The organism is Curtobacterium sp. NPDC090217 (assembly GCF_044746705.1).
In the GTDB taxonomy this organism is placed as follows: domain Bacteria; phylum Actinomycetota; class Actinomycetes; order Actinomycetales; family Microbacteriaceae; genus Curtobacterium.
The window spans coordinates 713,897-736,957 of record NZ_JBIVCR010000001.1 but is presented as its reverse complement, the minus strand read 5'-3'; the positions used below and the strand labels follow the sequence as shown (position 1 = coordinate 736,957).

Genomic DNA, 23,061 nt, shown 5'->3' with positions numbered 1-23,061 from the left:
TCGCTCCCGTTCGGTCAGTGGATCGGTGCCGGCCCGAGCTCGTCGAGGAGCTTCTGCATGGCGACGTAGGCGCGGTTGCGGTAGGCGACGAGTTCCGGCGTCCGGTCGGCCGGTACCTCGAGGTACCCCGCGCCGGACTTCGTGCCGAGCTCGCCGGCGTCGACGTGCTGCTGCAGCGACGACGGGGTCGCGAAGCGCTCGGGCCAGCGGGTCTGCAGCGACTCGAAGCAGAACGCGTAGACGTCGAGTCCGGCCATGTCCGCGATCGCGAAGGGGCCGAAGAACGGCAGGCGGAACCCGAACGTCGTACGGACGATCGTGTCGATGTCGTCGGGCGTCGCGATGCCCTCGTCGACGATCTTGGTCGCCTCCTCGAACAGTGCGTACTGCAGCCGGTTCAGCACGAAGCCGGTGGCGTCCTTCACCCGCGCGGACTGCTTGCCCGTCGCGGCGACGACGGCCTCGGCGACCTCGACGGCGTGCTCACCGGTGGTCGGGTGCGGGATGAGCTCGACGCCGGGGATGAACGGCGCGGGGTTCGAGAAGTGCACCCCGAGGAACCGCTCCGGACCGGTGACGGCCTCGGCAAGCGACTGGATCAGGATGGTGGAGGTGTTCGAGCCGATGATCGCGTCGGGCCTCGCGGCGGCGCTGATCCGACGGAGGGTGTCGTGCTTGATCTCGAGCTTCTCGGGGACCGCCTCCTCGATGAAGTCGGCCGTGGCGATCGCTTCCTCGATCGAGGCGGCGGCGCTGAGGTGCGCGTCGACGCGGGACACGGCATCCGCGGGGAAGAGGCCGTCCGCGACGAACTGCTCCGTCTCGGTGATGAGCCGCGCGCGGTTGGCTTCGGCGATCTCGGCGGACACGTCCGCGATCCGGACGGTGTGGCCGGCGAGGGCGAGGACCTGCGCGATCCCACCGCCCATGTAGCCGGATCCGACGACGGCGATGTCGAGGGTGCTCATCGAGTTGCTCCTTGCTGCGTCGCCCCGACGACCGAGGTCGCGAGGACGGAACGGATGTACTGCTGGTTGGTGGCGCAGACGCCGAGGCTGTCCCCGCCGTACTGCTCGGTCATGAGGATGCCGCGGAAGCCGTTCGCGACGGCATCGCGGAGGACCTGGCGGTAGTTGATGAGGCCGGTCTCCATGGTGCTCGGCACGCTCGTCGACCAGCTCCCGTCGGCCGACTCGTCCCGCGTGTAGTTCTTCACGTGCAGGTAGTTCGTGTACGGCAGGGTCTTCGCGAACAACTCCCTCCAGTCCTCCACCGGGCGGTGCAGACGGATGAGGTTCGCGACGTCGGCGTTCAGGCCGACGTTGTCGAGCCCGATCTCCTCGACGAGGCGGACCGCGCTGTCGGCGGTGCCGAGGTACGTGTCCTCGTAGAGCTCGAGTGCCATCGGGAGTCCGACGGACGCCGCGTGCTCGCCGAGTTCGCGGAGTCGGGACACCGCGGCGTTCCAGACCTCGGGGTCGTCCGGGTCGGTCGGGCCCTGCGCGGTCCAGAACCACAGCGCGCGCTGCTGGGCCTCGTTGAACGGCTGGTGCAGCCCGGTCGAGAAGACCTGCATGCCCCACTCGGCCGCCGCATCGATGGTTCGGTGGGCGTAGGCGAGGTTGTCCTCCTCGTGGCCCGGCTGGATGACGCTCTTGCGCTGCAGGTGCACCGACGGGATGCCGATGCCGTGCGAGCGCGCGATCGCGAAGAGCTCGTCACGCCGGGACGGCTCGAGGTCGGCGGGTCGGATGTGGCTGTCGGCGAGCTCGGCGAGGGAGAACCCGGCGGCACTGACCTGCCCGAAGATGTCGTCCCACACCTCGGCCGGGGCGTCGTGCACGGCGACGCCGTCGCTACCGACGGCCGGGAAGCCGTGCAGACATGCCGCGATGGGCCAGGTGTCCGCCGTCCAGGTGGTCGGATCCCAGTCCTGCTGGACCCAGTCCTGTGCTGTGGTCACGGAATGCTCCTTTGCACGTCGACGGTTCATCGCTGAACCTCTTTCCTATAGGAAAGATACATGCTCGTCGGCGGAGCGCAACCGAATCCGACCAAACCCCCCGTACGGGGGCTCCGAAGGAGTCCGGGCCCGGAGGATCAGGGCGCCCGTGCCGCTGACCCGAACCTCGGCACGGGCGTCCGCCGGCTCAGACCCGGGAGACCGTCCGGAAGCCGGCGTTGCCCATCGACGAGTCCGGCGTGTTCGACGATCGTGCGGCGTTCCGGTAGCGGTTGCAGTACGAGTCGTGGCACAGGTACGAGCCGCCACGCATCAACCGTGGCGCATCGGGCGCGTCGACGCTCGGCCCCGTCGGCGCATGCACGGTGCCCGCTTCCGCGTCGGACGCGTACGTCGTGGCGGACCAGGCGTCGGCGCACCACTCCCACACGTTGCCGACGGTCTGCCAGAGCCCGTAGGCGTTCGGCCCGAAGGAGCGCACCGGCGCCGTCGTCAGGAACCCGTCGTCGAGCGTGTTCTCCGTCGGGAAGACGCCCTGCCAGATGTTCACGCGCCACAGATCGTCGGTGGCCGAGGGGTCGCGCAGGTCGTCGCCCCACGGGTACCTGGCGCCGTCGAGTCCGCCACGGGATGCCGCTTCCCATTGCGCCTCGGTCGGCAGTGCTCGTCCGGCCCAGTCGCAGTAGGCGACGGCGTCGTTCCAGGAGACGTGCACCACCGGGTGGTCGCCGAGCTCGTCGACCGACGATGCCGGGCCGCCCGGATGCCGCCAGTCGGCACCACGGACGCCGAGCCACCAGGGTGTCTGGGGCGGCTGGCCGAGCACGTCGTCGTCAGCACCGGCGAACGCCAGGTGGAACACGGCCGAGTACCCGAACGACTCGGCCTCGGTGCGGTACCCGGTCGCGTCGACGAACCGGGCGAAGTCGTCGTTCGTGACGCTCGTCGTGTCGATCTCGAACGCGTCGAGCGACACCGGGTGCACGGGCGTCTCGCCGTCGCCCCACTTCGCGTCACCGAGCGCGTCCCCCATCAGGAACGTCTGCGCCGGCACGGTGGCCTGGGCGATCCGGTGCCCGCTGCCCTCGGTGCCCGCGGTCGCCGCGGCACCGACGTGACCGACCGCTCCGCCGATCAGCGCCGCGCGGCCGATCGGTTCCGCGCGGCCGATCGGTTCCGCGCGGCCGACCGGTGCGCAGCAGTCGTGCCCCTCGTGCATCGCGGTCCCTCCTGAGCGTACGGTCCTACGCGTCGGCGTTCTCGAACGCCGAGAGCGTCGAGTCGTAGTCTGCGCCACCGATCTCGAACATGGGTGTCATCCAGTGGTAGAAGTTGTCGCCGCGTGCCCGGAGCTGCTCGTACAGGTCCGTCATCAGTCCGTCGCGGACGGCTCGGTGCGCCGGGTCGTCGATGCGGTTGGTCAGCTCCGACGGGTCCGCGACCAAGTCGTAGAGCTCGTTGACGGACTCGGGATTCACCACGAGCTTGTGCGTCTTCGAACGGAGCATGCGCTGCGGGTACGGGAAGTGGTGGCCGTGGTACTCGCAGAGCACCGTGTCCGACCAGGGCAGGTCCGCACCCTCGACCAGCGGCAGAAGCGACCGTGAGTCGACGGCCGGCGACGTGTCCAGGCCGGCGATGTCGAGGATGGTCGCCGTGAAGTCCGTCAGCGTGACGAGCTCGTCGCGGACCTGCCCCGCCGGAGCACCCGGCACGCGCACCAACCCGGGGATCCGGTAGATGTCGTCGTACATCGCGGGTCCCTTGTCGTGCAGGCGGTGTGCCCCCGTGAACTCACCGTGGTCGGCGGTCATCATGATCGCGGTCGACTCCATCAGACCCAGGCGGTCCATCGCGTCGAGGATGCGGCCGATCTCGAGGTCGATCATCGTGACGTAGCCCCAGTACGCGGCGATGAGCTTCCGGGACGTCGCCTCGGGCAGGGTGTCGTAGGTCCAGAGCCCGGAGTAGTTCTTCTGCACGGGCGGCTTGTTCTCGAAGGTCTCGTGCACGGACTCGGGCAGCTCGATGGTGTCCGGGTCGTACATGTCGAAGAACTCGTCGGGGAGGATGTACGGCAGGTGCGGCCCGAAGAAGTGCGTCGCGAGGAAGAACGGCGCAGGCGCGCCCTTGCCACCCGCAGCGAAGCGCTCGAGCATCTCGATCGTGCGGTCGACGAGGTAGTGCTCGAACGTCGCTTCCATCGGCTGACGCAGTCGCGCGGCGAGCAGGTTGCCCTCGCCCCCGTTCGGCGTGACGCCGCGGATCTTCTCCCCGATCTCGTACGCGGGCAGGTCGTTCTGCGCGAGCCACGCGCGGTAGTCGGGGTGGTCGACCGGGTTGTGCCAGCCCTCGTACTGCGGGCCCTCGAAGCCGTACGTCGCGGCGGTCTTCTGCACTCCGCCGTGCCACTTGCCGACCAGCCCGAGCTGGTACCCGGCGCCCTTGAGCGCTTCGGCGAAGGTGAACTGGCCGTCGGCGAGGTCCTCGATGTACCCGACGTTCCGCTCGTAGTTCGCGAGCAGCTTGTGGCGGAACGGCGCCGCACCGGTGAGCAACGACGCACGGGCCGGCGTGCAGATCGCCGTCGGCGTGAACGTCTCCGAGAACCGGGTGCCCATCGCGGCGATGCGATCGAGGTTCGGTGTCGCAACGACCGTGTTGCCGTACGAGCCGAGCGTCGACTGCGTGTGTTGGTCGGTCATGAGGAAGAGGATGTTGTCCGCCATCAGGCGTCCTTTCTGCGGAGCGGGACCATGACGTCGAGCGTGGCGGCAGCGGCTGTTGCAGCTCCGACCGCACCGAGCACGCGGTCGGTGCCCGCGCGCTCGACGACGAGGTCGAGGGTCGCCCAGTCCGGACTCGCATCACGCGCGACCTGGTCCAGGCGGGAGAGGAACTCCGGGAGGTCGGCCACGGCACCACCGACGGCGACCACGGCCGGGTTGGCCACGGCGAGGAGCCCCGCGATCACGCCGCCCGTTGCGACCGCGGCACGGTCGACCGCGGCACGGACCCGGTCGTCGTCCCCGTGCTCGAGGAGCTCGGGGACGTCGCGGACACCGGCGGCGTGCAGCACGGCAGGGAGGCTCGCCACCAGTTCCAGACACCCCCTGCCACCACAGGGACACCGGTCGCCGAGCGGATCGACCGAGACGTGGCCGATCTCGCCGGCGGCGCCGATCGCCCCCGTCGCGGCTTCGCCGTGCTCGACCACGCCGCCGCCGACGCCTTCGTCGACGCGGACGTACACCAGGTCGACGTGCGTGCCGCGGTGATGGGCTTCCGCGACGGCGGTCCAGCGCGTGTTGTTGCCGATCTCGACGGGGACACCGAAGCGTTCGCTGACCGCGTCGGCGACGTCGGCACGTTCGCGTTCGAGCCGTCCGACGTCGAACGCCGTCAGCGACGTGAGGGGTGCGATGCGCGGCGATGCACCTGACCCAGCGGGCGCGAACCGGGGTCCGGGTGTCCCGACCCCCACCCGGCGCACCGCGGAGAGGTCGATCCCCCGTGCCGCCGCGATCGACTCGAGCAGGTCGAGTGCGGCCCGCGCACGGGAGACGAGGCTGCTCGTGGGATCAGCGTCCGCATCGGCGTCGACCACCACCGCCCCGGTCGGGTCCGCGATGGCGATGGCGATGTGGCGACGGCCGAGCTCGATCCCGATCGCGTCGGCCCGGCGGGTGCTCAGCCGGATCGCGCGGGACGGTCGCCCCCGTCCCGCCGATGCTTCCGTGACCTCTTCCACGACACCGGCATCGAGGAGCGTGGCGACCGCGGCGGAGACGGACGGACGCGAGAGCCCGGTCTCGACGCCGATCGCGGCGCGGGTCAGTGGCCACTTCAGGTACAGCACGGCGAGCACGGCGTCGACGGTGGTCGTCGAGACACGGTTGCCGGAGTCGTCCATGGGGACGAGCCTACGGATCACGACGATTTCCGTCAATCGACTTGACAGAAATGGTCGGACACGCGAAGACTGCTCCTCGCCGACGGACGTCGGCTCGTCCGCACCCGTGCGGACGCATCGCGAGGAGGCGAGCCGATGACCGCACCGACCACGACCACGGGCACACCGATCACCGACCGGCAGCGAGCCGGTCGACGCCGGTCGGCCGGCTTCGTGGCGGCCTTCGGGAGCATCCTCGTCGGCTACGACACCGGGATCATCGCGGGAGCGATGCTCTTCATCACGCCGGACTTCGACCTGAACGCCGTCGAGACCGGTCTCATCATCACGAGCATCCTCATCGGCGCCGTGGTCGGCAGCGTGCTGTCCGGCTGGGTCGCCCAGTCCCTCGGGCGCAAGCGGACGCTGGTCATCAGCGCCGCAGTCCTCGCGATCGCCGCCATCGGCATGGCGTTCGCTCCCGACTACGCGATGCTGCTCGTCGCCCGGTTCGTCGCAGGGCTCGGGGTCGGAGCGGTCGAGGCCACCGTCCCGACGTTCCTGTCCGAGCTCGCCCCCACGAAGTCGCGCGGTCGCCTGGCGACGAACAACCAGCTCATGATCGCGATCGGGATCCTCGTCGCCGGCGTGATCAACCTGTTCTTCTCCGAGGACCTCTCCTGGCGGTTCTCGCTCGGCATCGCGGCGCTGCCGTCCCTGGTCCTGTTCGCCCTCCTCCTGAAGCAGCCGGAGACACCGCGCTGGCTGATGCTCCGTGGTCGACGCGACGACGCCAGGGACGTGCTCCAGCACCTGCTGCCCCCGCAGGAGGCAGCGACCGCGTTCGCGGAGCTCGACGAGTTGAACGCGGAGGGACGCCTGGCGGAAGGCGAGTCGGGGAACCGCGAGGTCCTGTCGATGGGTGCGCTGATCCGATCGAAGGGGCTGCGGTCGATCCTGGTCGTCGCGGTGTTCTTCGCGATGCTGCAGCAGCTCGTCGGGATCAACTCGATCCTCTACTACGCGCCGACGATCCTCGAGAAGCTCGGCTTCGGCACGAACGCGGCGCTCGTGAACACGGTCGGCTTCGGTCTGCTGTCGGTCGCCGCCACGATCGCCTCGGGATTCGTCGTCGACCGGATCGGACGCAAGCCCCTCCTCATCGGCGGCTCGATCGTGCTCGGCGTCTCCATGCTCGTCGTGGCCGTCGTCTTCGGCACCGGGTGGCTGACGCTCCCCGGCCAGATGCTCGCACTCGCTGCACTCGCGGTCTTCAAGGCGGGCTTCTCGCTGACGTGGGGCCCGGTCATGTGGGTCATGCTCCCCGAGCTCTTCCCGCTCTCCGCACGCTCCGCAGGCGTCTCGATCGCGACCTCGGCCAAGATCGTCGTCGAGCTCGCGTTCACCTTCGTCCTGGCCCTGCTCCTCGCGACGAACGCGACCGCGATGTACATCGTGTTCGCCGCGTTCGCTGCGGTCGCCGCGGTGTTCGTCTGGAAGAAGATCCCCGAGACGAAGGGGCGCAGCCTCGAGGAGATCGAGACGACCTCGAACGTCACCATCCCGCGGTAGGCGGCCTCAGGCGGAGTGGGACGCGTCCGCGCGGGACCGCAACCGCACGGCGTCGATGTGCAGGCGCATTGCCGCGACGGCGGACGTCGGATCGGACGCGAGCGCATCGACGATCGCCTGGTGCTCGTGGACGGCACGGTCGGTGTCGTCCCCGCCGCCCTCGACGATCTGCCGCATCCGGTGCACGCGCGTCGTGATGATGTCCGACATCTCGAGCAGGAACGGGTTCCGGGCCGCGTCGAAGATCAGCTGGTGGAACTGCCAGTCGCTCCGGAAGTACCTGGCCATGAGTTCCTCTGAGGCCTGCGCCGACCCGACGACGGCGACCTCGCGGGCGACGGCCGCCTGGTCCGACAGGGCGAGGACCAGGCGCTCCCGGAGCCCCTCGACGTCACCCCGCGCGGCGAGCTCCACGGCACCGCTCTCGACGATCAACCGGGCGTCGAACAACGCCTCGAGCTGGTCCCCGGCGAGGGGCGGGGCGACGCGGTACCCCTTGTTCGCCTCGCGGGTGACGAGCCCTGTCCGTTCGAGCTGCACGAGCGCCTCGCGCACCGGCGTCGGCGAGACCCCGAGCGTCCGGGCGAGCCCGTCGATCGACAACCGCATGCCCGGCTCGACGTCCGGTCCCATGAGCACGTCGAGGACCCGGTCGTAGACACGATCGCGAAGACCCCGTTGCGTGATGCGCTCCGCGCCGAATCCGGGGATCGTGCTCGCCATACCTCGATCCTAGAGAATCCACGAACGAGCTCCGCGGCGTTCCGACCCATGACGCCCGGGATGGGAAGCGGAATCGCGCGTAGGGGGTCGGGAAGACAGGACACCTACGCGCGAATCGACCTCCTACGCGCGAATCGACCCCCGACCCCAGCCCGGCTCACACCAAGCGCGACGCCAGGAACTCCACCATCGTCCGCACCAGCAGCGCTCGGGAGGACGCCCGCCGGTACTCGTGCCCCTCACCCTCGAGCTCCAGGTACGACACGTCGTGCGACCGCGCACGCAGGGCATCGACGACCTGGTGCGCCTCGCCGATCGGCACGTTCGTGTCGAGCTCCCCGTGCACGACGAGCAGCGGCGCCGTCACGTCGTCGATCGCCCGCATCGGCGACAGCGACTCGAGCAGCGCAGCGTCGTCCACGGGGTGCCCGTACTTCGTCGCGGCGGCCGAGGCGATCCACGGTTCGGTGTCCCGGTAGAACGTCGCGAAGTCGCTCATCCCGCACACCATCACCCCGGCGGCGAACACGTCCGGCGTGAACGCGAGCGAGGCGATCGTGGCGTACCCGCCGTACGACCGGCCCTCGACGGCGACCCGCCCACGCTCGGCGTACCCGTTCGTCACGAGGAACCGCGCGCAGTCCACGACGTCCGCGAGCGCGTTCCACCGCAACCCGAGGTCGTCGGCGTGCACGAACTCCCGCCCGTACCCGCTGGACCCGCGGATGTTCGGCGCGAACACCGTGATCCCCGCTGCGGCGAGCGCCTGGTGCTGCGGCGAGAACGTCGGCCGCTCCTGCGACTCCGGCCCGCCGTGCAGGTGCAGCATCGCTGCACGACCGACGGGAGGCTCGTGCGCAGCCCCGGAAGGAGCGAAGGCAGTCGACGTGGCCGGCTCCACCGCCCGGTACAGCCACCCGGTCAGCTCCAGTCCGTCACGGGCGGTGAAACGCTCGAGCGTCGGCTCCACCAGCGACACGTCGGGCAGCGCCGGGACGTCGGTGACGCGGCTCCAGGTCAACGCGTTCGTGTCGAGACGCCACAGCTCCCGGGGGCGCGACGGCCCCTCGACGGCGAGGATCACGCTCCGCCCGTCCCGGCTGAGCACCGGGTCGGTGACGACGTACCCGGGAAGGTCGGGCACGGGGGTGCGCGAGGCGTCGTGCGTGTTGATGAGGTCCAGCTCGCTGCGACCGTCGACGTTCCAGCCGAGCAGCAGCGTGCGCCCGGCGTCGTCGGCGTCGAGGAACTCGAGCTCGGCGTCGTCGCGGTCGATGATCCCGCGGGGCTTCCCGCGCCACCCGTGCGGCCCGACCGGCTGCGCGACGAGCCCGCGGCGGGGCAGCCCGGCCTCGGTCGCGACGTAGGCGACGAGCGGACTGGTCTCGCTCGCCGGGGACGGCCGCAGGAACGCGATCTCGGCGGAGCCGTCCGGCGGGTCGGTGAGGAGCGACTGGCTCTCGTCGGTGAGCCGGTCGACGACCACGACGAACTCGTGGCCGCGGGCACCGTCGCGCAGCACGACGAGACGTTCCTCCACCGACAGGTCGAGGATGTGGATGAGTTCGCCGACCGCCAGGTCGTCGCGGTCCCCGGACACGGGGTCGACGAGGTACGAGCGCGCCGGCTGCTCGGGTTCGGTCGACGGCAGGGTGATCACGACGCGGTGCCCACTGCGGCTCCACGGCCCGAGCTCGGCGTGCTGGTACCGCGACCCGGCGATCTGCGCGGCGTCGCTGCCGTCCGGTCGGACCACCCAGACCTGCTGCTTCACGCCGCCGTCGGTCGCGATGGCCACGGCGAGCCACTCCCCGTCGGACGACCACGTCACCCGGATGACCGGGTCGCCGGACAGGCGGATGCGGACGGGATCGGGCAGTGGGCCGTCGACGACGACGTCCTGCACGAAGACCTCGGGGGTGCCGTGCCGATCACTGACGAAGGCCACCCGGCGCGCGTTCCGCGTCATCGTCGGGCCCCACGAGCCCCAGGCGGCGGTGAGCCGCTCGCCCAGGTCGACCGCGGCCCTGGTCTCGGCCGACTGCGCGACGGACGCCGATGCGCCCACCTGCACCGAGCCTCCCGGCCGGCTCACCGCACCCCCTGGTGCTGCAGCCACATCTCGATCAGGCCGAGCTGCCAGAGCGCGTTCGCGCCGATCTCGGTCCTCGTGCTGTTCGGGTCCTGGAGCATCCGCTCGACCTCCCCTGCGTCGAAGAGCCCGCGTTCCCGGGCCTCAGGGGCGTGCAGCGCCTCGCGGACGCGCTCCAGGTACGGACCCTTCAGCTGCCGGATCGCCGGCACCGGGAAGTACCCCTTCGTCCGGTCGATGACGGCATCGGGGACGATGCCGCGCGCCGCACGCTTCATCACGCCCTTCCCGCCGTCGGCGAGCTTCAGCTCCGGCGGGATCGTGCCGGCGAACTCGACGAACTCGTGGTCGAGGAACGGCACACGCGCCTCGAGCCCCCACGCCATCGTCATGTTGTCGACGCGCTTGACCGGGTCGTCCACCAGCATGATCGTCGTGTCGCTGCGGAGTGCGGCATCGACACTGGTCGAGGCTCCCGGCACCGCGAACGAAGCGTCCACGAACGCCGACGGGGTGTCGTCGTCGCTCCGCCAGCGCTCCCCGAGCAACCCCTGCAGGGCAGGCCAGCGGCGGTCCATGAACACCGACCGGTACGCCTCGGCGGCCTGGTCCCGAGGGACGTCCGCGAGCGGCGGGTACCAGCTGTAGCCGCCGAGGACCTCGTCGGCACCCTGCCCGGACTGCACGACCTTGACGTGCTGCGAGACCTCTTGCGAGAGCAGGTAGAACGCGACGCAGTCGTGACTGACCATCGGCTCGCTCATCGCCTGGATCGCCCCGTCGATGCCGTCGAGCAGGCGTGACGAGGGGATGCGGATGCGGTGGTGGTCGGTGCCGAAGTGCCGGGCGACCTCGTCGGAGTACTCGAACTCGTCGCCGGACTCCCCACCGGCCGACTCGAAGCCGATGCTGAACGTGGCGAGGTCCTGCTGACCGGCCTCGGCGAGCAGGGCGACCACCAGCGAGGAGTCGATGCCGCCGGAGAGCAGCACCCCGACCGGGACGTCGGCGACCATGCGGCGCTCGACCGCAGTGCGGAGCGACGCGGTGAACGCCTGCTGCCAGTCCTCGTCCGACCAACCGGCACGGGCGGCGTCACGCTCGAACCGGGGCTGCCAGTACGTCGTGTCGCGGAACGCTCCCGACGGTTCGTAGACCCGCACGGTCGCCGGCGGGAGCTTGCCGACGCCGGACAGGATCGTGCGGGGTGCCGGGACGATCGAGTGGAAGCTCATGTACGACGCGAAGGCGACGGGATCGATGGACGTGTCCACCTGACCGCCGGCCAGGACCGCCGGCAGGGAGCTCGCGAACCGGACGCCACCGGGGACCTCCGCCACGTACAGCGGCTTGATCCCGAGCCGGTCGCGCGCGAGCACGAGTCGGCCGCTGGCGTGCTCCCAGATCGCGATGGCGAACATCCCGATCAGGTGGTCGACGAACGACTCGCCCCACTCGGCGTAGGCGGCGACGATGACCTCGGTGTCCGACGTCGAGTCGAACGTGTGGCCCTTGCCGTGCAGTTCCTCGCGGAGGTCCCGGTAGTTGTAGACCATCCCGTTGTAGGCGATCGTCAGGCCGAGGCGCGTCACGACCATCGGCTGCGCGCCGGCGGTCGACAGGTCCACGATCGACAGACGACGGTGCCCGAGCGCCACCGGCCCGCGTGCCCAGAGTCCGTCGCCGTCCGGCCCCCGGTGCACCAGGCAACCGGTCATCCGGGCGACCGCCCCGACGTCGGGGGACGTCCCGTCGAACCGGATCTCTCCAGCGAGTCCACACATCAGCCGTCCTCCCGGTCCGTGCCGACGATCCACGTGTCCTTGGCGCCGCCACCCCGCGACGAGTTCACGACGAGGCTGCCCTCCGGCGCGACCCTGGTGAGCGCCACGTCCGCCAGGTGGGTGTCGTCCGGACCCGTGCCGGTCACGTACACGAACGCGCGGAGGTCCACGTGCCGTGGGTCGAGCCCGGCTGGTCCGATGGTGGGGTGCGACGAGAGCTGGACGACCTCTTGCCCGACCCACCCCGCGGGATCCGCTGCGATCGCGCGTCGGCGTTCGGCGACCTCCGGCGCGCTCGCGGCCGGCCCGATGAGGACGTCGCGGCCGCCCTCGCCGTCGACGGGCTTCGTCACGAGCTCGCCGACGCGGTCGAGCACCGACAGCCGCTCGCCTTCGATGCTGGTGCGGTAGGTCGGCACCGACTCGAGCAGCGGCTTCTCGTCGAGGTAGTACCAGATGAGGTCGGGCACGTTGACGTACATCGCCTTGTCGTCGACGAGCGCGTTGCCCGGCGCGTTCGCCAGGTAGACGCGCCCGGCCTCGGCCGCGTCGAGGATCCGCGCGCCGAGATCGGGGGTCAGGTCGTTCCGGAGCGCGCTGGCGTCGCGGTCCACCCGCAGGTAGAGCGCGTGCAGGACGTCACCGGTCGCCGCCTCGACGACGTGTCCGTCGCGGACGTCCAGGTCCGACTCGGTCAGGAGGCGCATCCCGGCTCCGTCGGACAGCCTGCGGTGTTCGTACCAGGCGCCGGCGGCGGGGCCGTCGCTGATCAGCGCCAGCACCGGCTCGCGTTCACCGGTGACGGCCGTCGCGTTGGTGCGGAGCGTGTGGGCGATCCGGTCCATGACGCCGTGCGGATCCCGCAGGTGTTCCGGCCGGGGCGCGTCGGGGACGACCTCGTCCATGAGTTCGCGCAACGCGATGCCGTACGCCACGCCGGAGGGCGAGCGGACGTTGTCCTCGAGCACGCGCCACCCGCCGAACTCGTTCCGCACGAGGTCGAAGCCCAGCACCGGCGCACGGACGGCGTCCCTCGGCAGGCGCATGGCGTCGGGGTCCCACCCGTTGCGGCCGACGAAGTCGCGCTCGTCCATCGCGCCGTCCGTGACGATCCGCCGGTCGCCGTACGCGTCACGGAGGAAGAGCTCGATCGCGCGGGCACGCTGCCCGAGGCCCTTCGCGAGCTGGTCCCACTCGTAGGCGCTGACGGTCCGCGGGACGAGGTCGCAGCCGAAGTCCTGCACGGAGCCTGCGACCACGAAGCCGACCTCGTGTTCCCGGGTCCAGGCGTCGCGGGCGGTGCACCGGTCGATGGTCGTCTCGGCGTCCCAGCCACGGAAGAACGCGGCCAGGTCGCGGAACGCGGGACGGGGGCGTGCACCAGGTCCGACCGCCTCGTCGCCGGCACGGACCCGGTACGACGGGATCGCGACGACGGGGTGGTCGTCCCGACCAGACGGGGTGCCAGCGGTGTCCTCGACCACGAGCGCCACGACGTCGTCGAGCGAACCCCGCTCGGCGTACGCGGTCCGCTGCCGGTCGGTGGAGTTGCCACGCGCGAGGGTGTCCTCGAGCAGGGCGCTCACGGTCCCCCAGTCGCCGAGCTCCTCGAGTTCGGGGCGGAGCCGCGAGACGAGCTGACGCACCGCGATCTCGGCCGGCAGCCGCTCCGGGTGTTGCCCGAGCCCCAGCAGGTCGCCGCTCAGTCCGCTGCGTGCGGCCTGCCACATCGCCGCGCGGTGCAGCGGTTCGCTCCTGGGATGCCACTCGGCGCCGGACTCGACCGCGATCTCGGCCTTGCGGACCGCTGCGCGGAACAGCCCGGCGATGAGCACCGCGTCGTCGACCACGGGTGTCGCGTCGCAGACCCGCAGTTCGAGCGTCGGTGCGTGCGAGGACGGACGGACGTCGAAGTACGCCATCTTCTTGTCGGCGATCACGCCAGACGCGATGAGGTCCTCGAGCACCTTGTCGTACTCGGCAGCGCTCTCGACCCGGCCGAAGCTGCCGGCGGACGGCCAGCGCTGCCAGATGATGCTCCGGAACGACGCGTACCCGGTGTCCTGGCCGTTCCAGAACGGACTCGACGCACTCAGCGCCAGCAGGACCGGGAGCGTCGGTGCGACGCGCTGGGCGATCTGCACCGCCAGGTCGCGGTCGCTCACGCCGACGTGCACCTGCAGGCCGCAGATGAGCTGTTCGTCGACGAGCATCCGGTACTGCTCCTGCATGCGGCCGTAGCGGCCACCGGAGGTCAGTTCGAAGTCGGCGTACTCCGACCTGGGAGCCGTGCCGGCGGCGGCGATGGTGACACCCGCCGGCGCGATCGCTCCCGTCAGCTCCTGCCGGAGGTCGACGATCACCCGCCGGAGGTCGTCGAGCGTCGTCACCACCGGGGTGTTCGTCTCGATCGTCGTGCGCTGGAGTTCTGCGCCGAAGCGGTCTGCTGGGAGTTTGGGCAGAAGGCGCGGGGCCTTCGCGGAAAGTCGGCCGGACTCGAGGTCGATGAGGTGCAGCTCTTCCTCGGCGCCGAGCGTCAGCTCTGCACTCATTCACCGAACCTACCCGTGACGCCTGTCGAACGCCCGGGGGTACACCCGTCTGGGAACACGGTCACCGTGGGCCGTAGAAACGAAGGATGACGGCAACCGCGTTCTGCTTGCACGCCCTCGGGTCCAGTTCCGAGGAGTTCGCCACGCTCCGCACCCGCCTGGCGGGCACCCTCGACCTCGTCGGCATCGACCTGCCCGGCTTCGGCCGCTCCTCCGCGGCGACGGGCACGACCGTCGAGGAGATGGTCGAACAGGTCGAGCGGGTCATCGGGCAGAGCGGCGCCACCGATTGGGTCCTCATCGGGCACTCGATGGGCGGCAAGGTCGCCTCGGTCGCCGCCTCCCGCACGATCGACGGGTCCAACGGGCTCTTCGGGCTCCGCGCGGTCGTGCTGCTCGCCGCCTCGCCCCTGTCCCAGGAGCCCATGGACGAGGAGCGTCGCGCGACGATGCTCGGCTGGGCTTCCGACGGCCCGATCGGTCCGAGCGACGCCGAGACCTTCGTGTCGGCGAACGTCGACGCCCCCCTCCCCCCGGAACCGCACGCGATGGCCGTCCACGACGTGCAGCGGGCCGATCCACGCGCCTGGACGGACTGGCTGGTCCGCGGCAGCCGCGAGGACTGGTCGACCACCTTCCCGCCGAACCCGGTGCCCGCGCTGATCCTGGCCGGTGCCGCCGACGGTGACCTCGGCGAGGACGCGCAGCGCACGCTGAACCTGCCGCACTGGACCACCGGCGAACTCGACGTGGTCCCGGGCGCCGCACACCTGCTGCCGTGGGAGCAGCCCGACGCGGTGGCCGAGCGCATCAGGGACTTCTGGGAGCGCCGGATCGCCGGCGGACCGGTCGTCCCGCCGGCGACCGTCCGGGTGATCGCCTCGCCGCGGGTCAGCGCGCGGACCCGGGGCATCCTGGCCGTGCGCGCCCTGCCCGACGACTCCGCAGCGACCCCCGCGTCGCTCAGCGTCGACCAGCTCGACACGCTCCGCGCGGTGGCCAGGATCGTCGTCCCGCAGCCCGGCGCCACGACGATCGACCTCGCGCTACGGGTCGACGCGCAACTCTCCGCGGGGCTCGGCGACGGGTGGCGGCCCGACGGCTTGCCGGCCGACGTCGATGCCTACCGGGCCGGACTCGACGCGCTCGCTCCGGAGGCCGCACGAGGCGACGAGCACCTCGCCGCGGTGCTCGACGCGGTGACCGCGGGAGAACACACCCCCGCGGTCGGACCCTTCGACGCAGAGCAGCTCAAGGCATGGGCCGAGGACGCCGCGGTGGACCTCGTCAAGCAGTGGGCCGCACACCCGGCGACGATGGCCGAGATCGACTACGACGGCTTCGCCAACGGTGGCGACGGCGTCCGCAAACAGGGCTTCCAGCTGCTCGCCGCCGGGCAGCGCGAAGCGTGGGAACCGACGGGAGCAGCACGATGAGACTCGACCACCAGCGCCGGTACGACGAGGACGAGGTCGTCGACGCGGTCGTCGTCGGCACCGGGGCAGGCGGCGCACCGCTCCTCGCCACCCTCGCGCGGAAGGGCCTCCGCGTCGTCGCGCTCGAAGCGGGCCCGAACACCGACCCGGAACGGTTCACACCGGACGAGGTCGAGGCCCCCGGTGACATCAACTGGATGGACGAGCGCATCAGCGGCGGGGACGCCCCGACCGCGTTCGGCCCGAACAACAGCGGGACGGGCGTCGGCGGATCGACGCTGCACTGGGGAGCGTTCACCCCGCGCCCGAACGAGCACGACATCCGGCTCCGCACCGACTCCGGCGAGGGCGAGGACTGGCCGATCGAGCACGCCGAGCTCGTGCGCTGGATCGAGCAGGCCGAGCACGACGTCGGCGTCGCTGGCCCGGCGCACTACCCGTGGGACCCGGCCCGTCGCTACCGGATGGGACCGCCGGCGCGCAACGCGTCCTCGGACATGATGATGCGCGGTGCCGCTGCCGTCGGGATCACCGCGACGGACGCGCCCGTCGGCCTGACGACCGAGGACCGGATGCAGGAGCACCACGGCCTCCGGCACGCGTGCGTCGCCTGCGGTTCCTGTCACCAGGGCTGCCGGAACGGCGCGAAGGTGTCGATGGACACCACGTACCTGCCCGCCGCGGTCGCCTTCGGTGCCGAGATCCGCGCCGATTCGTTCGTGCACGGCATCGAGCTCGACGCCCGCGGCGAGGTCGAGGCCGTCGTGTACCGACAGGGTGGCCGCGACCACCGGCAGCGGACCCGATCGCTCGTGCTCGCCGCCGGCGGCATCGAGACCCCGCGACTGCTGCTGCACACCGGGCTGGCGAACAGCAGCGGCCAGGTCGGCCGGAACTTCACCGCGCACGGGGCCACCCAGGTCTGGGCGACGTTCGACGAGTCGATGCGCTCCTACCGCGGGTACCCGTCGTCGATCATCACCGAGGACTTCATCCGACCGGGTGACGCCGACTTCGCCGGGGGCTACCTCATCCAGAGCCTCGGCGCGCAGCCGCTCACCCTCGCCACCTCGCTGGTCCGTGGCGGTGGGCTGCGGGGCGCTGCGCTCGTCCAGGCGCTGCGGGACTACCCGAAGATGGCCGGCGTCGGCATCAACGCCGAGTGCCTGCCGTACGACGACAACCGCCTCGTGCTGTCCGACGAGGTCGACGCGAACGGGGTGCCGAAGGCCCGTGTGACGTTCTCCCCCGGTGCGAACGAGGAGGCGATCACCCGGCACGCAGTCCGGACGATGACGTCGATCGTCGAGGCTGCTGGCGGCCGCGACGTCCGGGTGCTCGACCGCACCGCACACACCGTCGGGACCGCCCGGATGGGCACCGACGCTGCCAGCTCGGTCGTGGACGCTGCCGGCCGCTCGTGGGACGTGCCGAACATGTGGATCGTCGACAACTCGGTCTTCCCGAGCTCCCTCATCGCGAACCCGGCGCTGACGATCATGGCGCTGTCCCTCCGCACCGCCGACCGGATCCTGCGCGACGACGCGGACGCCGACCGTTCGGAGGCCCTGGTCACCGCCGCCTGACGAACAGCAGCGCCGCGAGCGTCGCACCGTCCGTGATCGTCCCGGCGGCGATCGCGGCGTCGACCTCGTCGGGGCCGAGCTCGACGGTGGTCCAGTCCTCACCGGGCTCGAGTGCGGCACCGCGGTGCTCGGCGACGTTGCCGACGAACACGTGCGTCCGGACGTCGGACACCCCCGGTTCGGCCACGAACGTCCCGACCTGGACGAGTTCGTCGCAGACGGCACCGGTCTCCTCGAGGAGTTCCCGAGCGGCTGCACCCGCTGCCGAGTCGTCGTCCGGGTCGATCGCGCCGGACGGCAGCTCGTAACGCGGCTCTGGTCCGGTCGTGTCTCGGACACCGTGCACGAAGACGAGTCGCTCGCCGATCGAGGCTGCGACGATGACGCTGTCCGACGACCGGAGCCGGAACCAGCTCCGGTCCGTGTCGTCGATCGTCTCCGTGACGGTGAACCACGGGTTCGCGTGCACGACCGCAGCGGCCGACCGGTCCGGTTCCCACTGGTCGCGAGACGGGACGCCGACGGGCCTGGTCGCCCTGGTGGCCATCCGCAGGCGCAGGTCGATCTCGTGCTCGTCCGACGGCGGGTCGTTCGCGTCCATGCCGACGAGCCACGTGAGCCCGCGGAGTGCACGGCTGTCCCTGCCGACCAGCGCGAGCGCCCAGACTGCGTCGGTGCGCGACGCGACCGCTCGTTGCGCCCAGTCGATCGCTTGCAGGACGTCTGCATCGAACAGGTCGACCGTCTCCGTCGAGTACGAGTCGCCCGATCGCTCCTGGACGTACACCCGGAAATGCGGATGGTGGTCTTCCCAGGTGCTGTCGCGCTCGTCGACCTCGATGGCGTCCATCGATCGAGCGTACGAGATCGTGGAGGCCCCTGGTGTCCGGTGACATTCCACGTAGGCTGTCCGTGTGGATCTCGACTCCGCCGGGTCGTGGTCCTGGGGCAAGCGTGAAGCCCACCACCGCGGCAACGGTGATGGGCTTCGGGTTGCTCTCCGAGTGGAAAGCCGAGGACGGGCACAACCCGTTCCCGAGTCTGAACGCTCGGGTCCAGTGTAATCGAGCCCCGGCCCGATTGCACGCCCGTCCCGGTCCCCGCTCCTCGTGTCCGCCGGCGCTGACACCGGAGGTGGCCTCGATGTCGAACGACACCGATCCCAAGCCCGGGCGTCGGGTGTTCTGGTTGGGGGTCGCGGGCTTGCTCGTGAACCTCGCCAGGCTCCTGGTCGACCTGGTCCGGAAGGACTGAGACAAGGACGTGCCGCACCGGTCGCGATCGGTGCGGCACGTTCCGGCGTGGGGTCAGCCGCGCGTGCGTGACAAGCGACGGTTGAGCGCCCCGTTGAGCAACGCGACGAGCAGCCCCACCGCGAACACCAGCGTCCCGAAACAGAGCACCTGCGGCGGCATCCCGGCCTTCGCGGCGCCGTACACGAACAGCGGGAAGGTGACAGCGGGTCCCGCGACGAACGACGTGATGACGTAGTCGTCGATCGACATCGCCAGCGCCAGCAGCCCGGCGGCGAGCATCCCCGGCGCGAGCAACGGCAGCGTGACGAGCCGGAACGCCTGGAACGGCGTCGCGCCGAGGTCGCCGGCGGCCTCCTCGAGCGCGCGCGACGTCCCGGCGATCCGCCCCCGGAGGACGACGACGACGTACGCGACGTCGAACGCCACGTGGGTGAGCAGCACCGTGAGGAACCCGGTACCGAGCCCGATCGACAGGAAGAACGACAGCGACGCGGACCCGACGACGATCGACGGCGCCGCGATGTCCGCGAACACGACGGCGTTGACGGCCCCGCGCCCGAAGAACTTGTAGCGCTCGAGCGCCAGGGCGAGCGGGAGCCCGATCGCGACCGAGACGATCGCCGCGAGGAACGCGATGACGACCGACGTGACGAACGCGGACCCGAGCCCGGAGACGTTCACGAGGTTGGCGTACCAGTACGTGGTGAAGCCGTTCCACGCGAAGGTCAGCCGGTTGGTGGGGGCGTCGTTGAACGAGTACGCGATCATGTAGACGATCGGCACGAGGGTGATCGCGATGACCACCCAGTAGACGATGGCGAGCCAGGGCCCACGACGGTTCACGCCGTGACGGCGCGGTGCGACGGCGGTCATACGAGGTCCTCGAGGTCGTCGGTGCCGGAGACCCGGGCGTAGATGAACAGGATGATGCCGAGCACGACCATGAGCACGGTCGACAGCGCGGCGGCGACGTTGTACTGCTGGTTGCCGGAGTAGGCGTCCTGGATGGCCTGCCCGATCGTGTACGTGTTCGTGCCGCCGAGGAGCGCCGAGTTCACCGGGTCCCCCACGCAGTCGATGAACACGAGCAGGACCCCGGCGAAGATGCCGGCACGGGACAGGGGCAGCGTGGTGTGCCAGAAGGCCCGGAACCTCCCCGCGTACAGATCGTGCGCGGCTTCACCGAGTCTCGGGTCGATGCGCTCGAGCGCCGCGTAGATCGGCAGCACCATGAAGGCGAGGTCGTTGTACGCGTCGCCGAAGATCACCGCCCCGCCGGTGCCGAGGATGTGGAAGTCCTTGCCGGCGACCCCGATCCCCTGCAGGAACGTGACGACGGGCCCCTGGGACGCGAGCACGAACGCCCACATGTCGGTGCGGATGATGAACGACACCAGGAAGCTCACGAAGACGAGCATCAGGAGCGGGTTCTTCCACCGCGGTGACACCCGGAACGCGATGAAGTACGCCACGGGGTACCCGACGATGATGGTCACGAGGGTCGCGGCGAAGCCGTACCAGAGCGATCGGAGCAGGAACGTCAGGTACGGCACCTGCGGGTCGACGAACAGGGACGAGTAGATCCCGAAGTTCCAGGTGAACGTGTACCCGTCGTCCGGGTTGCCCGACATGAGCGAGACGATGAGCCCGGACACGAGCGGGATGACGAAGAACACGCAGAGGTACGCGGTCCCGACCAGCGCGAGCAGGAACGGCGTGCTGCGACGACGACCGCGACGGACCGGCGCCGGGTCGAGACCGATCCCGGGCGCGACCCCGAGCGCCGTCACGACTGCACCACCGCGTTGAAGATGCCGTTCCACTCCGAGTACTCGTCGTAGTTCTCGAACACCCGGAACTCGTGCGACGCGTCCAACACGGCAGCGGACGGGAACACCAGCGGGCTGTCCGCCACCGTCTTGTCGTCGAGCTCGTCCCTGACGTAGTCCTCGGCCGCGGGCACCGGGCACACGTAGTTGACGTAGTCCTCGACGATCCCCGCGATCTTCGGCGTGTAGTAGAAGTCCATCCACGCGAGCGCCGACACCGGGTTCGCCGCCTGCTTCGGGATGAGCATGTTGTCGTGCCAGGTCATCTGCCCCTCCTCCGGCGTGACGAACTCCAGGTCGGGGAACCCGGACTGCTGCGCCTGGAACACGTCGCCCGACCACGCCTGGGTGATCCAGGTGTCACCGTTCTCGAGCCGGTTGATGTAGCTCTGGTCGTAGAACCCGGTCACGCTCGGCCGGAGCTCGCGGAGCCATGCCTGGGCCTTGCGCCAGTCGGCCGGGGTCGATGTCTCCGGGGCGATGCCGAGCGCGAGCAGCGCCAGGGAGCCGAGCTCGGTGTTGTCGCTCATCAGCCCGATGCGACCCTTGAAGGCCGGGTCCTTCAGGTCCTGGAACGACGTGATCTTCCGCCCGGTGTACTTCGGGTTGTACGCGAGCCCCGTGAACCCGGTCTGCCAGACGACGGAGTGCTTGTTGCCCGGGTCGTAGTTCGGGTTCTTGACGGACGCAGAGGCGTTGGCGGCGAAGTTCGGCAACCGCGTGTGGTCGAGCTCGCACACGAAGCCGTTCTTGATCATCTCGGTGAGCTCGTACCCGTTCGTCATGACGACGATGTCGTAGCCGGTGGCCCCCTGCGCCCGGAGGATCGGCGAGACCGTCGCGTAGAACGTCGCGTTGTCCTGGATCACCGCCTGGTAGTCGACCGCGATCCCCGTCTCCTCCTTGAAGAGCGCGAGGGACTCGGACTTGCCGTGGTCGGAGTCGATGTAGAGCGGCCAGTTCGCGAAGTTGAGTTCCTTGGTCGCCTTCGCGTCCTTCCAGAAGGCCGTCCAGTCCACCGCTGGTCCCGTCGACGCCGCAGAGCCCTTGATGCTGCAGCCCGCGAGCAGGGCGGCCACTGCCGCGGCACCGCCGCCTGCCAGGAAGCCGCGCCGGCTGACCCGCGCGGACGTCAGTCCGCGCACCAGGTCCGGTCCGGCGTTCACGCGACCGCACCTGCGGTGGCGGTCTCGGCCTGGAGGCCCGGTGCGGGCTGGGTGGTGACGCTCGCGTCGGACGCGATGGGAGCCTCCAGTCCGAAGCCGTGGTCGACGCCCCAGGTGAGCCAGACCTCGGTCCCCGTGGCGATGCGGGGGCCGCCCTTCGTGTTCTGCGCGAAGACGGAGACGCGGCCGGCGCCGGGGACGTCGACGAGGTACTGCGTGCTGACGCCGGAGAACGAGACGTCGACGACACGGCCGGGTCCGAGGATGTTGCGTCCCGCCTCGTGCGACGGCTCTGCGGTGCGGATCTTGAGCTTCTCGGGACGGACGCCGACGACCACGCGACCGCTGGTCGCGACCGCACGCGCCGTCGGGACCGCGATGGTGCCCGCCGCCGTGGCGACCACGAGCAGCTCGCCCTCGGTGCCGCGGACCTCGCCCTCGAGCAGGTTCGACTGGCCGAGGAAGTTCGCGACGAAGGCGGTGCGGGGCAGTTCGTAGAGGTCCTGGGGGCTGCCCATCTGCTCGATCCGGCCACCGTTCATGACGGCGACGGTGTCGGCCATCGTCATCGCCTCTTCCTGGTCGTGCGTGACGTGCAGGAAGGTGAGCCCGACCTCGGCCTGGATCGTCTTGAGCTCGAGCTGCATCTGGTGCCGGAGCTTCAGGTCGAGGGCGCCGAGCGGTTCGTCGAGGAGCAGGAGCGCGGGCCGGTTCACGATCGCGCGGGCCAGGGCGACGCGCTGCTGCATGCCGCCGGAGAGCTGTGCTGGTCGCTTCGATGCGGACGAGTCGAGCTCGACGAGGTGCAGTGCCTCCCGCGCCTTCGTCATCGGGTCGGGGATGCGCCGGCGCTTCAAGCCGAACGCGACGTTGTCGAGCACGCTCATGTGCGGGAACAGCGCGTAGTTCTGGAAGACCGTGTTGACCGGCCGCTGGTACGGCTTCGTGTCGGTGACGTCATTCCCGCCGAGCAGGATGCTGCCGCTCGTCGGTTCCTCGAGGCCGGCGACGAGTCGCAGCGTGGTCGTCTTCCCGCAGCCGGACGGCCCGAGCAACGCGAAGAACGACCCGGCGGGCACGGTGAGGTCGAGGGCGTCGACCGCGGTGTGTCCCGGGAAGGACTTCGTGATCTGCTCGAGCCGGAGATCTGCTCCGGATTCGGCGAAGGTGCCGGTCGTTGCCATGGTGCCTCCTGGTGTTCGCGGGCCCG

The 23,061-nt window shown here is 70.5% G+C and carries 17 protein-coding genes; 3 read left to right on the top strand and 14 right to left on the bottom strand.

What is annotated here, in order from left to right:
* Positions 1-14 precede the first annotated feature (14 nt).
* The 5 genes from ACIPJ2_RS03715 to ACIPJ2_RS03695 all read right to left on the bottom strand — a co-directional run bounded on the left by ACIPJ2_RS03715 (position 15) and on the right by ACIPJ2_RS03695 (position 5,876).
* Entirely contained in the window at positions 15-968 is a 954-nt protein-coding gene (locus ACIPJ2_RS03715; RefSeq protein WP_402727613.1) for a 3-hydroxyacyl-CoA dehydrogenase family protein, read from the bottom strand.
* Complete coding sequence (locus ACIPJ2_RS03710; RefSeq protein WP_281266358.1) at positions 965-1,963, bottom strand: sugar phosphate isomerase/epimerase; 999 nt, start codon at positions 1,961-1,963, stop codon at positions 965-967. Before ACIPJ2_RS03710 ends, ACIPJ2_RS03715 begins: the two co-directional genes overlap by 4 nt.
* A 187-nt stretch (positions 1,964-2,150) precedes the next feature.
* Entirely contained in the window at positions 2,151-3,182 is a 1,032-nt protein-coding gene (locus ACIPJ2_RS03705; RefSeq protein WP_402727612.1) for a formylglycine-generating enzyme family protein, read from the bottom strand.
* 25 nt (positions 3,183-3,207) lie between these two features.
* Positions 3,208-4,692: a sulfatase-like hydrolase/transferase gene (locus ACIPJ2_RS03700; RefSeq protein WP_402727611.1), complete on the bottom strand. Its 1,485-nt coding sequence runs from the start codon at positions 4,690-4,692 to the stop codon at positions 3,208-3,210.
* Entirely contained in the window at positions 4,692-5,876 is a 1,185-nt protein-coding gene (locus tag ACIPJ2_RS03695) for an ROK family protein (RefSeq protein ID WP_402727610.1), read from the bottom strand. Before ACIPJ2_RS03695 ends, ACIPJ2_RS03700 begins: the two co-directional genes overlap by 1 nt.
* Positions 5,877-6,011: 135 nt before the next feature.
* On the opposite strand from ACIPJ2_RS03695, the gene ACIPJ2_RS03690 reads away from it, so the two are divergent.
* Positions 6,012-7,427, top strand: coding sequence for a sugar porter family MFS transporter (locus ACIPJ2_RS03690; RefSeq protein ID WP_402727609.1), 1,416 nt, complete (start codon positions 6,012-6,014; stop codon positions 7,425-7,427).
* 6 nt (positions 7,428-7,433) lie between these two features.
* On the opposite strand, the gene ACIPJ2_RS03685 is transcribed toward ACIPJ2_RS03690, so the two are convergent.
* From ACIPJ2_RS03685 to ACIPJ2_RS03670, 4 genes are all read right to left on the bottom strand, one after another.
* Positions 7,434-8,150 (bottom strand): GntR family transcriptional regulator, encoded by a 717-nt coding sequence (locus ACIPJ2_RS03685; RefSeq protein WP_402727608.1) that lies wholly within the window; start codon positions 8,148-8,150, stop codon positions 7,434-7,436.
* Positions 8,151-8,307: 157 nt separating this feature from the next.
* On the bottom strand, positions 8,308-10,245 hold the full coding sequence (locus tag ACIPJ2_RS03680; RefSeq protein ID WP_281266355.1) for a prolyl oligopeptidase family serine peptidase: 1,938 nt from the start codon (positions 10,243-10,245) through the stop codon (positions 8,308-8,310).
* Complete coding sequence (locus tag ACIPJ2_RS03675; protein ID WP_402727607.1) at positions 10,242-12,026, bottom strand: N-acetylglutaminylglutamine amidotransferase; 1,785 nt, start codon at positions 12,024-12,026, stop codon at positions 10,242-10,244. The genes ACIPJ2_RS03680 and ACIPJ2_RS03675 overlap by 4 nt, the downstream gene beginning before the upstream one ends.
* The gene (locus ACIPJ2_RS03670; protein ID WP_402727606.1) at positions 12,026-14,578 is read right to left on the bottom strand and encodes a glutamate--cysteine ligase; all 2,553 of its coding nucleotides are present in this window, start codon (positions 14,576-14,578) and stop codon (positions 12,026-12,028) included. Before ACIPJ2_RS03670 ends, ACIPJ2_RS03675 begins: the two co-directional genes overlap by 1 nt.
* A gap of 86 nt (positions 14,579-14,664) precedes the next feature.
* Between ACIPJ2_RS03670 and ACIPJ2_RS03665 the strand changes: the two genes are divergently transcribed.
* Both ACIPJ2_RS03665 and ACIPJ2_RS03660 read left to right on the top strand, forming a co-directional pair.
* Positions 14,665-16,014 carry an alpha/beta fold hydrolase gene (locus ACIPJ2_RS03665; RefSeq protein WP_402727605.1) on the top strand — a complete coding sequence of 450 codons (1,350 nt, stop codon included), beginning with the start codon at positions 14,665-14,667 and terminating at the stop codon, positions 16,012-16,014.
* Positions 16,011-17,600 carry a GMC family oxidoreductase gene (locus tag ACIPJ2_RS03660; RefSeq protein ID WP_402727604.1) on the top strand — a complete coding sequence of 530 codons (1,590 nt, stop codon included), beginning with the start codon at positions 16,011-16,013 and terminating at the stop codon, positions 17,598-17,600. Before ACIPJ2_RS03665 ends, ACIPJ2_RS03660 begins: the two co-directional genes overlap by 4 nt.
* On the opposite strand, the gene ACIPJ2_RS03655 is transcribed toward ACIPJ2_RS03660, so the two are convergent.
* From ACIPJ2_RS03655 to ACIPJ2_RS03635, 5 genes are all read right to left on the bottom strand, one after another.
* Positions 17,587-18,450 carry an NUDIX hydrolase gene (locus ACIPJ2_RS03655; protein WP_402727603.1) on the bottom strand — a complete coding sequence of 288 codons (864 nt, stop codon included), beginning with the start codon at positions 18,448-18,450 and terminating at the stop codon, positions 17,587-17,589. The two genes, ACIPJ2_RS03660 and ACIPJ2_RS03655, sit on opposite strands and share 14 nt — an antisense overlap.
* A gap of 457 nt (positions 18,451-18,907) precedes the next feature.
* Positions 18,908-19,729: an ABC transporter permease gene (locus ACIPJ2_RS03650; protein WP_402727602.1), complete on the bottom strand. Its 822-nt coding sequence runs from the start codon at positions 19,727-19,729 to the stop codon at positions 18,908-18,910.
* Entirely contained in the window at positions 19,726-20,646 is a 921-nt protein-coding gene (locus ACIPJ2_RS03645) for an ABC transporter permease (protein WP_402727601.1), read from the bottom strand. The genes ACIPJ2_RS03650 and ACIPJ2_RS03645 overlap by 4 nt, the downstream gene beginning before the upstream one ends.
* Complete coding sequence (locus ACIPJ2_RS03640; protein ID WP_402727600.1) at positions 20,643-21,851, bottom strand: spermidine/putrescine ABC transporter substrate-binding protein; 1,209 nt, start codon at positions 21,849-21,851, stop codon at positions 20,643-20,645. The genes ACIPJ2_RS03645 and ACIPJ2_RS03640 overlap by 4 nt, the downstream gene beginning before the upstream one ends.
* Positions 21,848-23,035, bottom strand: a complete 1,188-nt coding sequence (locus ACIPJ2_RS03635) for an ABC transporter ATP-binding protein (protein WP_402727599.1) — start codon at positions 23,033-23,035, stop codon at positions 21,848-21,850. Before ACIPJ2_RS03635 ends, ACIPJ2_RS03640 begins: the two co-directional genes overlap by 4 nt.
* Positions 23,036-23,061 lie beyond the last annotated feature (26 nt).